This is a genomic window from Mycobacteroides sp. PCS013, assembly GCF_049532645.1.
GTDB classification, from domain to species: domain Bacteria; phylum Actinomycetota; class Actinomycetes; order Mycobacteriales; family Mycobacteriaceae; genus Mycobacterium; species Mycobacterium gwanakae.
On sequence record NZ_CP150131.1, the window covers coordinates 1,234,382 to 1,248,964 of the forward strand.

15 protein-coding genes are annotated in these 14,583 nt (G+C 65.9%); 12 read left to right on the forward strand and 3 right to left on the reverse strand.

Annotated features, from left to right (window positions below):
• Positions 1-86: 86 nt before the first annotated feature.
• From RHO23_RS06050 to RHO23_RS06090, 9 genes are all read left to right on the forward strand, one after another.
• Positions 87-281: a ubiquitin-like protein Pup gene (locus tag RHO23_RS06050; RefSeq protein WP_030095612.1), complete on the forward strand. Its 195-nt coding sequence runs from the start codon at positions 87-89 to the stop codon at positions 279-281.
• On the forward strand, positions 278-1,126 hold the full coding sequence (gene prcB, locus RHO23_RS06055; RefSeq protein WP_078321994.1) for a proteasome subunit beta: 849 nt from the start codon (positions 278-280) through the stop codon (positions 1,124-1,126). The genes RHO23_RS06050 and prcB overlap by 4 nt, the downstream gene beginning before the upstream one ends.
• Complete coding sequence (prcA, locus tag RHO23_RS06060) at positions 1,123-1,914, forward strand: proteasome subunit alpha (protein WP_423488803.1); 792 nt, start codon at positions 1,123-1,125, stop codon at positions 1,912-1,914. The genes prcB and prcA overlap by 4 nt, the downstream gene beginning before the upstream one ends.
• Before the next feature lie 136 nt (positions 1,915-2,050).
• The gene (locus RHO23_RS06065; RefSeq protein WP_070951063.1) at positions 2,051-2,413 is read left to right on the forward strand and encodes a hypothetical protein; all 363 of its coding nucleotides are present in this window, start codon (positions 2,051-2,053) and stop codon (positions 2,411-2,413) included.
• 1 nt (position 2,414) lies between these two features.
• Positions 2,415-3,608 (forward strand): hypothetical protein, encoded by a 1,194-nt coding sequence (locus RHO23_RS06070; protein ID WP_423488804.1) that lies wholly within the window; start codon positions 2,415-2,417, stop codon positions 3,606-3,608.
• A gap of 125 nt (positions 3,609-3,733) precedes the next feature.
• The gene (locus tag RHO23_RS06075; RefSeq protein WP_030095617.1) at positions 3,734-4,600 is read left to right on the forward strand and encodes an ABC transporter permease; all 867 of its coding nucleotides are present in this window, start codon (positions 3,734-3,736) and stop codon (positions 4,598-4,600) included.
• Positions 4,597-5,625 (forward strand): ABC transporter substrate-binding protein, encoded by a 1,029-nt coding sequence (locus RHO23_RS06080; protein ID WP_057964727.1) that lies wholly within the window; start codon positions 4,597-4,599, stop codon positions 5,623-5,625. The genes RHO23_RS06075 and RHO23_RS06080 overlap by 4 nt, the downstream gene beginning before the upstream one ends.
• Positions 5,582-6,418 carry an ABC transporter ATP-binding protein gene (locus RHO23_RS06085; protein ID WP_423488805.1) on the forward strand — a complete coding sequence of 279 codons (837 nt, stop codon included), beginning with the start codon at positions 5,582-5,584 and terminating at the stop codon, positions 6,416-6,418. Before RHO23_RS06080 ends, RHO23_RS06085 begins: the two co-directional genes overlap by 44 nt.
• A 255-nt stretch (positions 6,419-6,673) precedes the next feature.
• Positions 6,674-6,859, forward strand: a complete 186-nt coding sequence (locus RHO23_RS06090; protein WP_057968018.1) for a hypothetical protein — start codon at positions 6,674-6,676, stop codon at positions 6,857-6,859.
• An 8-nt stretch (positions 6,860-6,867) separates the two neighbouring features.
• Here the strand turns inward: RHO23_RS06090 and RHO23_RS06095 are convergent, their stop codons facing one another.
• From RHO23_RS06095 to RHO23_RS06105, 3 genes are all read right to left on the reverse strand, one after another.
• Positions 6,868-8,091, reverse strand: coding sequence for an ankyrin repeat domain-containing protein (locus RHO23_RS06095; protein ID WP_064408637.1), 1,224 nt, complete (start codon positions 8,089-8,091; stop codon positions 6,868-6,870).
• Between the two features lie 142 nt (positions 8,092-8,233).
• A complete protein-coding gene (locus RHO23_RS06100) occupies positions 8,234-9,709 on the reverse strand; it encodes an amidase (protein WP_423488806.1) in 1,476 nt (491 codons plus the stop codon).
• 27 nt (positions 9,710-9,736) lie between these two features.
• The gene (locus tag RHO23_RS06105) at positions 9,737-10,981 is read right to left on the reverse strand and encodes a glycosyltransferase (RefSeq protein ID WP_030095623.1); all 1,245 of its coding nucleotides are present in this window, start codon (positions 10,979-10,981) and stop codon (positions 9,737-9,739) included.
• Between the two features lie 166 nt (positions 10,982-11,147).
• Between RHO23_RS06105 and pafA the strand changes: the two genes are divergently transcribed.
• From pafA to RHO23_RS06120, 3 genes are all read left to right on the forward strand, one after another.
• Positions 11,148-12,506, forward strand: a complete 1,359-nt coding sequence (gene pafA / locus RHO23_RS06110) for a Pup--protein ligase (RefSeq protein WP_030095624.1) — start codon at positions 11,148-11,150, stop codon at positions 12,504-12,506.
• Positions 12,507-12,603: 97 nt separating this feature from the next.
• A complete protein-coding gene (locus RHO23_RS06115) occupies positions 12,604-13,605 on the forward strand; it encodes a helix-turn-helix transcriptional regulator (RefSeq protein ID WP_423488807.1) in 1,002 nt (333 codons plus the stop codon).
• Positions 13,602-14,582 (forward strand): helix-turn-helix transcriptional regulator, encoded by a 981-nt coding sequence (locus tag RHO23_RS06120; RefSeq protein WP_070942464.1) that lies wholly within the window; start codon positions 13,602-13,604, stop codon positions 14,580-14,582. Before RHO23_RS06115 ends, RHO23_RS06120 begins: the two co-directional genes overlap by 4 nt.
• Position 14,583 lies beyond the last annotated feature (1 nt).

The window sequence follows — 14,583 nt, forward strand, 5'->3', positions numbered from 1 at the left end:
TTCGGCGACGCACGCCCGTGAAACGTCACACCCTGGGCGCTGCCCGGTAGGCTGAACAGAACCGACCTAGCAGTCAGGAGGCAGCGATGGCGCAGGAGCAAACCAAGCGCGGTGGTGGCGGTGACGAGGACGATGTCACCGACCTGGGAGGACCGGCCGGGCAGGAGCGCCGCGAAAAGCTGGCGGAGGACACCGACGATCTGCTCGACGAGATCGATGACGTGCTGGAAGAGAACGCCGAGGACTTCGTGCGGGCGTACGTCCAAAAGGGTGGCCAGTGATCTGGCGCGATGATTCGATCGCGCCCCAGCAGTTCACCCGACACTCGCACCTTTCCTCGTTCTCCGAGTACCTGAGGATTCAGGCCCCGGAGTTGCTTCCGGCACTCGGAAAGGCATCAGGTGACGTGATCACGAACCTGCCGCACGGCACGACCATCGTGGCGCTCACGTACCGCGGTGGAGTCCTGATCGCCGGTGACCGGCGCGCCACCCAGGGCAACTACATCGCGAACCGCGATATCGACAAGGTGCAGATCACCGACAACTACTCGGCGACCGGTATCGCGGGAACCGCTGCGATCGCCGTCGAGTTCGCGCGGTTGTACGCCGTCGAATTGGAGCACTACGAGAAGCTCGAAGGCGTGCCCCTGACCTTCAACGGTAAGGCCAATCGGCTCTCGGCCTTGGTACGTGGCAACCTCGCCGCGGCCATGCAGGGGCTGGTGGCGGTGCCGCTGCTGGTGGGCTACGACATCGACGACCCCAACGGTGAAACCGCTGGGCGCATAGTGTCTTTCGATGTTGCGGGCGGTTGGCACGTCGAGAGAGACGGATACCAGGCGGTAGGTTCTGGTTCGGTGTTCGCCAAATCATCGATCAAGAAGCTCTACAAGTCTGGCGGCGACGCACTGGGTGCGCTGGCGGTGGCGGTAGAGGCGCTGTACGACGCCGCCGAGGACGATTCGGCAACGGGCGGACCGGATCTGGTGCGCCGGGTGTTCCCGACGGCCATTCGGATCGATTCCGGCGGAGCGATCCGGGTGCCCGAGGCCGATATCGAAAGCATCGCGCGCGAGGTCATCCAGAAGCGGACCGAAGCGGCCGAAAGTGGTGATCCCTCATGACCTTTCCGTATTACGCCTCGGTCGAGCAGCTCATGCGCGACCGTTCGGAGTTGGCGCGCAAGGGAATCAGCCGCGGTCGTTCGGTCGTGGCGCTCACCTATGCAGACGGCGTTTTATTTGTCGCCGAGAACCCGTCCAACTCGCTGCAGAAGGTCAGCGAGGTGTACGACCGGGTGGGTTTCGCCGCCGTCGGTAAATTCAACGAGTTCGACCGACTGCGCCGCGGTGGTATTCAGTGGGCCGATATGCGCGGCTATGCCTACGACCGCCGCGACGTGAGTGGACGGCAGCTGGCCAATATCTACGCCGAGGCGCTTGGCACCATCTTCAACGAGCAGGCCAAACCGTATGAGGTGGAGCTGTGTGTCGGTGAGGTGGCTCATAACGGCCGGGACACCCAGCCGGTGCTGTACCGGATCACCTACGACGGCTCGATTGCCGATGAGCCGCATTGGGTGGTCATGGGCGGTAACACCGAGCCGGTGATCAACTCGCTCAAGGAGAGCTACGCCGAGGGCGCCACGCTGAAGGACGCGGTCGGTTTCGCGGTGAAGGCACTGCAGGCAGGGACGGCCGGCGCCAACGGTTCGGAGGGCCGGGCGCTGGGCGGACTTGAGGTGGCGGTGCTGGAACAGAGCCGTCCCCGCAGAGCCTTCCGCCGGATCAAGGGCGCCGCGCTGGAAGCGCTTCTGCCCGAGGACTTCTCCCCGGGGGAGATCGAGGGCGGCGGCGATCCGGGCCCCGAGGCCGGTGATTCCAAGGATTCCAAGGATTCCAAGGACAGTTAGCTCGCACGCGTTTGGCGTCCCGAGCGGATAACACCGCGTCCCGGAAGTTATCCACAGCCTGAAATCGGCGGAACCGTGAGCGGTCGTCGGTGGTCGTACCTGTATCGAACCCGTTTCGTCTCAGGTAGGAGCAGTCATGTCCGTCACCACCGACAAAGACACATACATCGATCTTGCGACGCTGCGACTGGCAGATGGCGCCTGTGAGGAGCTGGCCGCGCGCTGCGAGCTGCTACGGAGCGCTTTTGCGGGCGCCATCGCGCGCCTGGATACCATCGCACCCGCAGGCCATACGATCTTCGGCGACTGTGCGGAGGGCCGGGGGTGGTACCAGGTGGTTCATGACGCCGTCCGGGCACCCGAGGGATCGCTCACCGCCGTTCTCGAACAGCATCGATCCGTACTTACCGAGTTCGCCGAAACATTCCGGCGCATCGGCGACGCCTACCGCGATATTGACACGAACTCTGCCGATTGCTCCCGGAAAGCGGGGCGGTGAGATGACCGGCGCAGTGCGGCCCGATGAATGGCACGGCGACAAATGGAGCCACGAATCGATCATGGACCTGCAGGCGCGGATGGAGCCCGACGGTATCAAGCGCATCGCCGGCGAATGGACGAGCACTCTGAGCAAGCTCGATTCGCTGCTCACCGCATTTCTCGAGGACGTCACGGCGATGATCGGCGAGAGCTGGAGCGGCGCAGGGGCGCGGGAGGCGCTGAGCACCATGCGGGCGTACGTGGAGAACTCGCGGGTGGCACTCGGAGAGGCCACCACCCTGTCCACCGGTCTGGGCGTGCTGGCTCACGCGACGGGTCAATTACAGCGGCAGGTCGTGGCCCCGAGTACCGGCGCACCAGTGGGTCGGCTGGGCGTGCCGGTCGGTTGGAGAGCCTCGGTCACCGATGACCTCGATCTGTGGGAACGAGCGTTGGAGCAGGTGCGCACCGTGTACAGCGGTCCAGCGGTACAGGCCGGAAATGCGGTGGCCCAACTGGTCGGCCCCCGGGAACGACTCCGTTTCGGATCCGGCCCCGGTCTGGGAGCGGCAGGCGACTCGTCGCGGGACGAACAGGCCGAGAGGGCCGGGGACTTCCTGGCGCGGTGGGCGTTGGGGGAGCCGGAGACGGACCCGCAGCAGACGATGCCTCAGGGCGGTGCCGGTATGCCGTTGCAGGTACCCCTCATGGTGGCGGGAATGCCGGGTAATCCCTTTCCGGGCAATGATTTCGGGTCCAGGCAGAAATCCGGATCGGGGGTGGACGAGCTCGGTGAAGACGATGTCTACGCGCAGCAGAACTGGATGCGTGATCCGCTCTGGCATGAGAACCCAACCCGCAGCGCCGGGTTCGAACCGGCGACACCCGCGAGTCGTCAGCCGCTTACCCCGGACCGGATACCGCCGCTCGGTGCGGGAGCAGCGCCGGCGAGTACCGGCGGCATCGGTGCGGGGGCTGCGATCCGGCCATGGGGTGCGATGATGCCGATGATGGGTGCGTATCCGTCGCACACGAACCAGCGGCGGGGGGACGAAAACGAGCACTACAGCCCGGGATATCTCGTCAATGGCGAGAACACCCGCGAGCTGCTGGGGGAGTTGCCCAAGGGCTCGGCCCCGGTTATCGGTTTGTGGGAGCACGAGGCCGACGACGATCTCGGACCACCGCCCCGTCGCGGGTTTCGTTCGCGCTGAGCCGGACCCTTGAGTGTCCGGGTTTGCGCCGGTATCAATACCGGGTGCCTTCGACACCCTCTGCTGATAGCTGCTGTTGTCTGACGCCGTCCCATCGCGCCTAGCCACAGAAAGCCATTCGCATAGTGTCTGTATTCGTCGACATCGTTCCCCCCGAAGAGTCGCCCGCCGAATCGAAGGAAGCAGCCCCGCGCCCGTCGCAGTGGCGCCGCCGGTTGACCAGCGCCGCCCTGCCGCTGCTCTCGGTGGTCGTGTTCGTCGGCATCTGGCAGCTGGCCGCGGTGAGCGGCATTTGGAACCAGACCTTCGTGCCGTATCCGAGCAGCGTGTGGCACGCGTTCATCGAGGTGTCCACCAACCATGACGGCGTGCATGGATACGGTGGCTACCTGCTGGCCGAACATCTGTATATGACGCTGCGCCGCTTGCTTTTCGGTGTCATCATCGGCGTTACCGGTGGCGTGCTGCTGGGCCTGGTCATGGGATCGGTCGGCTGGGTGCGCAGCGTGCTCGAGCCGTGGCTGACGTTCCTGCGCACGCTGCCGCCGTTGGCGTACTTCTTCCTGTTGGTCATTTGGCTGGGCATCGACGAGGCCCCCAAGATCACGCTGCTCGCGTTGGCGGCGCTGCCACCGGCCGCGGTCGCCACCACCGCCGCCGTGGTGGCCGCACCGGTCGGGCTGGTGGAGGCCGCCCGCGCCCTGGGCGCCACCCGCTGGCAGGTGACCCGTGACGTTGTCATCCCCGCGGCGCTGCCGGAGACATTCACCGGAGTTCGGCTCGCGGTGGGCATGGCGTACTCCTCGGTGGTCGCCGCCGAATTGTTCAACGGCATACCCGGAATCGGCGGTCTGGTGAAAGACGCGAGCAACTACAACAACACGCCGGTGGTACTCGTCGGAATCTTTTCGATCGGGATCTCGGGACTGATCATCGACGCGGCGCTGCGGGCTGTGGAGCGCCGGGCGGTGCCGTGGAGGGGAAAGGTATGAGAGCGGGCCGAATCGCGGCGGCGCTGATGGTGGCGATCGGGCTCCTGTCCGGATGCGCCATCGACCACTCAGGCCTGCAGGATGGTAAACCGACCATCCGCATCGGGTATCAGAACTTCCCCAGCGGCGACCTCGTGGTCAAGCAAAACCGTTGGCTGGAAACGGCTTTACCCGATTACAACATCAAGTGGACGCGGTTCGACTCCGGTGCCGATGTCAACACGGCATTCATCGCCAGGGAGCTGGACTTCGGGTCGCTGGGCTCAAGTCCCTTCGCGCGGGGATTGTCGGCGCCCTTGAACATCCCGTACCGGGTGGCCTTCGTTCTCGATGTCGCGGGTGACAACGAGGCCCTGGTGGCCAGTAATCGCAGCGGTGTCACGACGATCGCGGGCCTGCGGGGCAAGCGCGTGGGTACCCCCTTTGCCTCCACCGCCCACTACAGCCTGTTGGCGGCATTGGCTCAGAACGGACTGTCCGCCAAGGATGTTCAGCTCGTGGATCTGCAGCCACAAGCCGCGCTGGCCGCCTTCGACCGCGGTGACGTGGACGCCGTCTACACCTGGTTGCCCACGGTGGACCAGGTGCGCAAGAACGGTAGGGATCTCATCACTAGCCGGCAGCTGGCCCAGGGGAGTAAACCCACCCTGGACCTGGCGGCCGTGGCCAACGTCTTCTCCGACGCGCACCCGGAGATCGTCGACGTGTGGCGTCAGCAGCAGGCACGCGCGCTGCGACTCATTCATGACGATCCGAGTGCGGCGGCCAAGGCCATCGCCGCCGAGAACGGGCTCACTCCACAAGAGGTGGCGGGCCAGCTCAAGCAGGGGATCTACTTGACTCCCGGTGAGGTCGCTTCTCCGAAATGGCTTGGTGAACAGGGAAAGCCGGGCCATATCGCCGTGGACCTGCAGAGTGCGTCACAGTTCCTGGCCGAACAGAAACAGATCCCCGCTGCGGCGCCACTGTCGACATTCGAGAATGCCGTCTACACGAAAGGCCTACCCGGTGTCATTGGCAAATGATGTGGAAAGCACTGTCCAGGAAAGCAAAACCGGATCGATAAAGATCAGTGGCGTCACGCACCGCTACGGCAGCGGCGCGGACAGGACCACGGCACTGGGCCCGGTGGACCTGACCGTCGATCCGGGGACCTTTCTGGTCTTGGTCGGGGCCTCGGGCTGCGGAAAGAGCACCCTGTTGCGGCTGCTGGCCGGATTCGAATCGCCGAGTGAGGGGGCCGTACAGGTGGCCGGCGATGCGCCCACCCCCGGCATCACCTCCGGAGTCGTCTTTCAGCAGCCACGGCTGTTCCCCTGGCGCACCGTGGGAGGCAACGTCGAACTCGCCCTGAAGTACGCAAAGGTGCCTCGGGATCGATGGGCGCAGCGCCGGGACGAACTGCTCACCCGTGTCGGGCTGGAGGGCACCGCGAGTCGGCGCATCTGGGAGATCAGCGGCGGCCAGCAGCAGCGGGTGGCCATCGCCCGGGCCCTCGCCGCGGAGACCCCGCTTTTCCTCTTGGACGAGCCGTTCGCCGCGCTCGACGCACTCACCCGCGAGCGTCTCCAGGAAGATGTCCGGCAGGTCAGTGCCGAGTCGGGCCGCACCACGGTGTTCGTCACACACAGCGCCGACGAGGCTGCCTTCCTCGGGTCGCGCATCGTCGTGCTGACACGCCGCCCGAGGCAAGTGGCACTGGACATTCCGGTGAACCTGCCCAGAACCGGCATCGACCCCGACGATCTACGCCGTTCTCCCGAGTACGCCGAACTGCGTACCGAGGTGGGCAAGGCCGTCAAGGCTGCTGCCGCCTGACGCGCGCGAACAGTTTGCGGCAGGTCGAACCGACGAGTGTCCGGCCTCGAGTGTTCACGGCTGCGCACCCGTTAACATGGTTGTGCCACAGGGAGAGCGGACTCGTTACGCAGTGTTATCGGGACGGTGCTGTATCTGGCTGACGTGCGCGGCTAGCATTACTGGCATACGTCACGGGTGGGCGAAGAAGCTCACCTCAGCTGGGCCCTCATGGTGGTGTCCCGTTCTTAATTCTCCTTGTTCTGAGGATCGAAAATGAGCGAAGAACTCTTCGTCGGCATGAGTGAAACCGGGTGGGATCATGCGCCCTGGGAAATCGAGCCGACCTTTACCCCCAGTGAACTGCGGATTCTGCTGAATCCCGCTCTATCGGTTACGCAGGCGGCCGACGAGGTGGGCTGCGTCGAGCACGACGTGCAGCGACTCAGGGACTCCGCCTGATCCGGCGCCTATCCATGTCCGGTATCCCGCAGTAGTTTTGCCGCCTCCATTTGGTACGCGTGCTCTGCCCATTGCAGCGGCGTTGTGCTGAAACGGTTGTCGGCGATTGTGCGATCGGCTCCTGCGTCCAGAAGCCTTCGGATCAACCCGAGGTCACCTGCCCAGGCGGCGTGATGCAGCGGCGTCGCGCCTTCGTCGTCGCGGGCATTGACGTCGGTAGGGAAGGCGGGTACCACGACGGTGGCGCCCGCGGTGTCGATTCCATGCCGTGCGAGCAGTTCCAGCCTGTCGGAGAACCCGTGCTCGGCGGCCCAGTCGACTTGCCGCCGCCACATCTGCTGACGGGTCTCCATGGCCTCGCCCAGGCGGAGTTCCCACGGGCTCGCCCCGGCATCGGCCAGCCCGTGGGCGAACAGCAGCTCCAGATGCGAATCGTCGGGGCGAAACATCCTGTTGTAGAGGGCCTGCTGATCCACCGGGTGTGCGCCGCGCTGCAGCAGAACGGTGGCCAGCGCTTCGGCGAAGGGGTGCCGGGGCTGACGTCCCGGCCCTTGCTCACCCTCGCCGAACACCCCCGTCAGCGCGGTGAACGGAGTGGACAGACCGCGCCAGAGGTATCCCGCGTTCGGATCGGCGCCGGCGTCCAGAAGCAGGCGCGCGGCAGCCACCGTCTGCTGCTCCGTGCGACCCAATGGCGCACGGCCATAGCACAGGTACATCAGCGGAAACCATTGGTATGGACCACCATTCGTGCTCGCTAGTGTTGGGTGCGCCGCCAGATGTCGTGCGAGTGCGGCCGGGTCGGCGGCCGAGGCGGCCGCCCATACATGCCGATCTACCAGCGCGGGATCGGCGGCCACCAGGTCCGCGGCCGCCTGCCAACGGGGCGGTTCATCGTCCTCGTCGTATCGCAGCGATGCCAGAGCGCAGAATCGGTCGGCCGTGTCGAGCGCCGCTTCGGACACCGCGCTCGGATCGGTGCTGAGTCCGGCGGCAAGCTCCACATAGTGCACGAGCGCGGGCCAGCCGGTGAATCCGTAGCGGCGGGCCACGGTCAGCTGGGCATCGTGCAGCGCGAATTGTTCACCCGCCAAGGCGATATCCGGACGTGGATGGTGTTGACGCACCACGCCGGCCGCGTCAAGATCGGTGGCTCGCATCGCGCGCTGCAGTCCGCGCGCCTCATCGCGGAGGCGATCAAGTGACGGATTGGTGGGAAGGGTGCTGGCCATGACGGCCTCCTCTCGTGTGCCCGATGTCCGCGAGACCAGGTGTGAGAAGAGGTCGGTAAACCAGTACAAGCAAGGCAGGGAGGCTGAGCCTCTTCGGGCGGACACCGGGCGCTCCTGCACGCCCGGCGTCCACACTACCGCGCTAGAGCGTGGGCCGGCGGTCTGCCCACGGTGCGGTTGCCTCCAACTGGGCGGCCAGCCGGATGAGCAGTGATTCGCCGCCCAGTGGGGCGACGAACTGCACACCGAGGGGCAGACCCTTCGGCGTTTGATAGAGCGGCAGGGAAATCGCGGGGCGCCCAGTCAGATTCGCCAACTGGGTATAGGGAACCCAGCCGAGATTGTCGTTGATCATGCTGTCGACGATGTTGGCGTACTTGAGCACGCGGGCCGTCTTGGTGCGCAACAACAGATCGGACACTGCCGCCAAGGGTGCCGGAAGGTCGAACTCGCCGATCTTCGGCGGGACCTTGGCAAGCGTGGGCGTGAGCAACAGGTCGTAGTCGCCGAAGAAGGCGGCCAGTTCCCGTACATAGTTGTGCCGGCGCTCCACGGCCGCAACATAATCGGGGCCGTTGGTGGCGCGGCCCAGCGCGGCGATGAGTAGGGTGTCGCGTTCGAAACCTTCGTCACCGGCTCCGGTTAGCCGCTTGGTGTCGTCCACCTCGTAGGCCGCGTGCACAAACCAGGTCAGCAGGAAGTCGCGTGCCAGCTGCCCATCGTCATACGGGGCGCTCACCTCTTCCACCTCGTGGCCCAGATGCGTCAGGACACGCACCGCGGCCTCGACCGCGGCGGCTGCCGCCGGATCGGGATTGGGGGTGATGACGGTCGGGATGCGCACCCCGATCCGCAGCTTTCCGGGATCCCTGCCCACCTGCGAGGCGTACGAATCCTCGGGTATGGCAGGCAGGTACGGCGACGTCGCATCCGGTCCGGCAATAACGTCGAGCATCGCGGCGGTATCGCGGACGGTGCGCGAGACCGTGCCGCTCACGGCCGCACCGTGCATGGGTTCGCCGGCCGCCGGACCCATCGGAGTGATGCCACGCCCTGGCTTGAGGCCCACCAGACCGCAACATCCCGCGGGGATGCGGATGGACCCGCCGCCGTCGCTGGCACCGGCCACCGGCACGATTCCCGCCGCGACGGCGGCCGCGGAGCCACCCGATGATCCGCCGGGTGTGCGGTCCAGATCCCACGGATTACGGCTAGCCCCAAAAAGTTCCGGCTCGGTGATGCCCTTCGAGCCGAACTCGGGGGTGTTGGTCTTGCCGAAGATGACCAGACCGGCGTCGAGCCACCGCTGCACGATGGTGGAATGCTCCGGCGCGGGAAGGGTGGACAGCGCCCGGCACCCTCCCGATGTCGGGTGGCCCTTGTAGTCCTGGCCGAGGTCCTTGATGAGAAAAGGAACCCCCGCGAACGGACCGCTCAGCTCGCCCTCGACCTGTTTATCCGCCTCCGGAATGGTCCGGACTATGGCAGTGATCTTGTTGTTGACCGCTACCGCGCGGGCGCGGGCCGCGGCGAGCAGTTCGGCCGGGGTGACCTGCTTGGTGGCCACCAGCTCGGCCAGGCCGGTGGCGTCGTATCGGGAGTATTCGGAGAAGTCCACCCGGCCAGCCTATGCGGCCTCACGGGGTCAGGCGTTGGCCTTCTTCAACACATCGTTGTAGATGGCGACAATCTTCTCGGTCTGCAGCGACTGCCGCGGCTCGTCCTGGTGCGCGGCCACCACCTCGGTCATCTGCCGCAGCTTGGCGCGGTCATCGGCCAACGCCCGGATGGCCTTCGCAATGGCCTCGACGGATTCGTTCTCGGTGACCAGGCCACCGCCGTCGGGTACCGACTCACCCAGGATCTCGTCGCAGAAGATCACCGGAGTCGACATCGAAATCGCCTCCAGCAGAACCAGTCCCTGGGTGTCGAAACCGTAGGAGGTGAACAGTAGGGCGCTGCTGGCTCCCATCGCCGCCAGGCAGCTGTCCTGGCTGACCCGACCGCGCAGCCTGATGCGGTGCGAAGCTCCGTGTGAATCGACGTACTTCTTGATGGCGTGCTCGAGGTGGCCGTCGCCGTAGATGTCCATGACACAGTTCTGGACCTGGGTGGCGGCCTTCACGGCCTCCAGCACCCGCTTCTCCGGGGACAGCCGTCCGCACCAGATCAGCCGTAGCGGCTCGTCGTCGGTCGGCTTGTCGTCCGCGGCTTCACGGGCGATGTCCACCAGCTCGTCGTCCACGCCATTGGAGACCACCGAAATCGGCCGGCGCAGCCCGCGGTCGGTGAGGGCCTGGGCAAAGTGTGTCGTCGGGGTGATCTCGTGATCCACCGCCTGCGCCTGGGCCATCATCAGCTGCCATGCCCGCCGCGACGCGGCCGATTCCTGCACCGTCGTCAGGTGGAAATCCTTGGGTAGATGGCGCTCCTGCATCTGGCTGAAGATCCACGCCAACAGCAGGGGGTTGGGGCTGGCCTTTTCGAAGTACACGTCGTACCGGGTGTGCTTGGTCTGCACCACCGGGATGCCATTACGGCGGGCCGCTTCCACGCCGGCGATGCAGACGCCCAGGTCGCCCTGGCTGTGGATGATGTCGATCGGCCCGCGGGCACGAAGCTCCCGATCGATCAGTTCCTTGTTCGCCGCTCCGGGCCATACGAAGGTGAAATCGTCGTGCTTGCCGAGCTTGCGCATCGCCTCGGCCACGAACGGCACCGGCTTGACCTCGACGACGTTCGGGTCGGGGTCAACGGTGTGGGCCAGCGGCGCGGTGAACACCGTCACCTTGTGTCCCAGCCGTTCCAGCCCGTGACGCTGGCGCGCCACCGAGATCTGCGCCCCGCCCAGGCTCTCAGGGTGAAGATCGGTGAACAGCGCAATATGCATTGTCGAAACCTGTCGTTGTGTGCCAATTGGGCGCGGACGAAACCGGGCCCAACCCGAACCGAACCGTATCGGATCGCCGGTCGTGCTGCTGAGATACCCAGACAGATGGCCTCGAGAAAGGCCAGCCTCCCCGCTGTCGATGGCCTCACCCAGTAGGCTCGATGGTGTGCAACGTCGAATTATGGGGATCGAGACCGAGTTCGGCGTCACGTGCACATTTCACGGCCACCGGCGATTGAGCCCGGACGAGGTCGCCCGCTACCTGTTCCGCCGGGTGGTGTCCTGGGGGCGCAGCTCCAACGTCTTCCTGCGTAATGGCGCGCGGCTCTATCTCGACGTGGGCAGCCACCCCGAGTACGCCACCGCCGAGTGCGACAGCCTGGTGCAGCTGGTCACCCATGACCGCGCCGGAGAACGCGTCCTGGAAGATCTGCTCATCGACGCCGAACAGCGCCTCTCCGACGAGGGCATCGGCGGCGACATCTACCTGTTCAAGAACAACACCGATTCCGCGGGCAACTCGTACGGCTGCCACGAGAACTACCTCATCGTGCGGGCCGGTGAGTTCTCCCGGATCTCGGATGTCCTGCTGCCGTTCCTGGTCACCCGCCAATTGATCTGCGGGGCGGGCAAGGTGCTGCTCACGCCCAAGGCCGCGACCTATTGCTTATCGCAACGTGCCGAGCATATTTGGGAAGGTGTGTCCTCGGCGACCACGCGTAGCCGTCCCATCATCAACACGCGCGACGAGCCGCACGCCGACGCCGAGAAGTACCGGCGCCTGCACGTCATCGTCGGCGACTCCAACATGTCCGAGTCCACCACCATGCTCAAGGTGGGCACCGCGGCGCTGGTGCTGGAGATGATCGAGTCGGGTGTGGCATTCCGGGACTTCTCGCTGGACAACCCGATCCGCGCCATCCGTGAGGTCAGCCACGACCTCACCGGCCGCCGCCCGGTCCGGCTCGCCGGTGGGCGTCAGGCCAGCGCGCTGGACATCCAGCGCGAATACCACGCGCGGGCCGTGGAACACCTCAACACCAGAGAACCCAATGAGCAGGTCGAGCAGGTCGTCGAACTCTGGGGTCGCACGCTGGATGCTGTTGAGAGCCAAGACTTCTCGAAGGTCGACACCGAGATCGACTGGGTGATCAAGCGCAAGCTCTTCCAGCGGTACCAGGATCGCTACAACATGGAGCTGTCTGACCCGAAGATCGCTCAGCTGGACCTGGCCTATCACGACATCAAGCGTGGCCGGGGCGTGTTCGACCTGCTGCAACGCAAGGGGTTGGCCGCACGCATCACCACCGATGAGGAGATCAAGGCCGCCGTCGATCAGCCGCCGCAGACCACGCGCGCCAAGCTGCGTGGCGACTTCATCACCGCCGCCCAGGAGGCCGGCCGCGATTTCACCGTCGACTGGGTGCACCTCAAGCTCAACGACCAGGCGCAACGCACCGTGCTGTGCAAGGACCCGTTCCGGTCGGTCGACGAGCGGGTGGAACGGCTCATCGCCAGCATGTAGCGCTCGCGCTCGGCGTTTGGGCCGTGTCCGAACAAACATTCGGACACTCCCGCATGCGCTCCGGGCTGACGTGCCGGTTTCCTCTAAGCTTTCCGCCGTGGCGATCTCCAAAGTCGAGCGGTTGATGAACCTGGTGATCTGCCTGCTGTCCACTCGCACCTATGTCACCGCAGAACGAATCCGCACCTCTGTGGCCGGCTACTCGGACTCGCCGAGCGATGAGGCCTTCAGCCGGATGTTCGAGCGCGACAAGAACGAACTGCGCGACCTGGGCATCCCGCTGGAAACGGGCAAAGTGTCGTCCTTCGACGCCACGGAGGGTTACCGCATCCGTCGCGACGCCTACGAGTTGCCCGATATCACTCTCACCGCCGATGAATCCGCGGCTGTTGCGGTCGCCACGCAGCTGTGGCAGTCGCCCGAACTGGTCACCGCCGCACAGGGTGCGTTGATGAAACTGCGCGCGGCGGGCGTGGACGTCGATCCCGCCGCCGAGAACGTTTCGGTGGCGGGGTCCACGTCAAACCTAGCGATGCCCGGTGGTCGTGGATCGGAATCGGTGTTGCGAATCCTGCTGTCCGCCATCGACTCCGGTCAGGCAGTGCAGTTCGGACACCGGCCCTCACGCGCCGAGCCCTACGTCACGCGCACCGTGGAGCCGTGGGGCGTGATCACCGACCGCGGCCGCTGGTACCTGGTCGGACACGATCGGGACCGCAATGCCACCCGTACGTTCCGGCTCTCCCGCATCGGAGAGGACGTCACGATGCTGGAAAAGCCGGGCACAGTGCGCCGCCCCGACGGAGTGGATCTGCGCGCCATCGTGGCCAGGGCCGTCGGCGATGGGCCGGTGCGTATCACCGCGCGGGTGTGGATCGCCGATGGGCGTGCCCAGGAGCTGCGCCGGATGGGCGCAATGGTCGAGCCACGCCGGCTGGGCGAGCGCGACGGGGATGTGGTCGAGATCGAGGTGGCCTCACCCGACCGTCTGGTCCGCTCGATCGCCTCCCACGGCGCCGATGCGGTCGCGTTGGAGCCGGCGCAGGTGCGCGACGAGGTCATCGCTCGTCTTCAGGAGCACGCGGGGGTCACGGCATGACCGAGCTGTCGAATCGTCTGACCCGGCTTCTCAACATGGTTCCGTACTTCCAGGCCAATCCGGGTATCAGTGCCGCTGACGCCGCCGCGGATCTGGGCGTCACCACCAAGCAGCTGATGGCCGATCTGAACCAGCTGTGGATGTGTGGCCTGCCCGGTTACGGTCCCGGCGACCTGATCGATCTCTCGTTCTCCGAGGAGAGCATCGAGGTCACGTTCTCGGCCGGTATCGACCGTCCGCTGCGCCTCACCTCGCCCGAGGCGACGGCGCTGTTGGTCGCCCTGCGCGCCCTGCTGGACATGCCCGGCACCGTCGACCCGGAGGCTGCGCGCAGCGCTATCGCCAAGATCGAGGATGCCGCGGGGGCCGGCGATGAGACGCTCGGGCGACGAGAATCAGACGCCGAATCGAACGCTTCAGCGGCGACTCCCGTCGAGTCCGAGGCGGTCTCCGCCGTCCGCTCGGCCGTGCGTAACCGCAAGGCGCTGCGCATCGAGTATTACTCGGCATCACGAGATGCCTTGTCGGAGCGGATAGTCGACCCCATTCGGATCGCGGTCGTGGGGGACCACAGCTACCTGGAGGCCTGGTGTCGCGCCTCCGAAGGGGTGCGGTTGTTCCGGTTCGACAGGATCGAACAGGCTGAGGTTCTCGACCAGCGTTCGGCACCCCCCGCGCCCGCGATCCAGACGGCCACCGACACCGGCCTGTTCGAGGCGGACCCCTCGTTGCCGGCCGCGACGGTATTGGTCGGGCCGGGTGCCTCCTGGGTCTTCGACTACTTCCCGATGCGGCCCACCGGTGTCCAGCATGCCGATGGATCGGTCGAGGCCGCCATGACCTATGCCTCCGAGGACTGGATGGCGCGGCTGATCCTCGGTTTCGGTTCGGCGATCCGGGTGCTGGCGCCGGAATCCCTGGCGCGACGGGTGCGTACCGACGCGGCGGCGGCGCTGGCGGCGTATCAGGCCAGCTGAC

Bases quoted from the DNA above. Each gene is read 5' to 3' on its own strand.
- RHO23_RS06050 (WP_030095612.1), top strand. From the start codon at position 87: ATGGCGCAGGAGCAAACCAAGCGCGGTGGTGGCGGTGACGAGGACGAT.
- prcA (WP_423488803.1), top strand. From the start codon at position 1,123: ATGACCTTTCCGTATTACGCCTCGGTCGAGCAGCTCATGCGCGACCGT.
- RHO23_RS06065 (WP_070951063.1), top strand. From the start codon at position 2,051: ATGTCCGTCACCACCGACAAAGACACATACATCGATCTTGCGACGCTG.
- RHO23_RS06070 (WP_423488804.1), top strand. From the start codon at position 2,415: ATGACCGGCGCAGTGCGGCCCGATGAATGGCACGGCGACAAATGGAGC.
- RHO23_RS06080 (WP_057964727.1), top strand. From the start codon at position 4,597: ATGAGAGCGGGCCGAATCGCGGCGGCGCTGATGGTGGCGATCGGGCTC.
- RHO23_RS06085 (WP_423488805.1), top strand. From the start codon at position 5,582: ATGCCGTCTACACGAAAGGCCTACCCGGTGTCATTGGCAAATGATGTG.
- RHO23_RS06090 (WP_057968018.1), top strand. From the start codon at position 6,674: ATGAGCGAAGAACTCTTCGTCGGCATGAGTGAAACCGGGTGGGATCAT.
- RHO23_RS06095 (WP_064408637.1), bottom strand. From the start codon at position 8,091: ATGGCCAGCACCCTTCCCACCAATCCGTCACTTGATCGCCTCCGCGAT.
- RHO23_RS06105 (WP_030095623.1), bottom strand. From the start codon at position 10,981: ATGCATATTGCGCTGTTCACCGATCTTCACCCTGAGAGCCTGGGCGGG.
- RHO23_RS06120 (WP_070942464.1), top strand. From the start codon at position 13,602: ATGACCGAGCTGTCGAATCGTCTGACCCGGCTTCTCAACATGGTTCCG.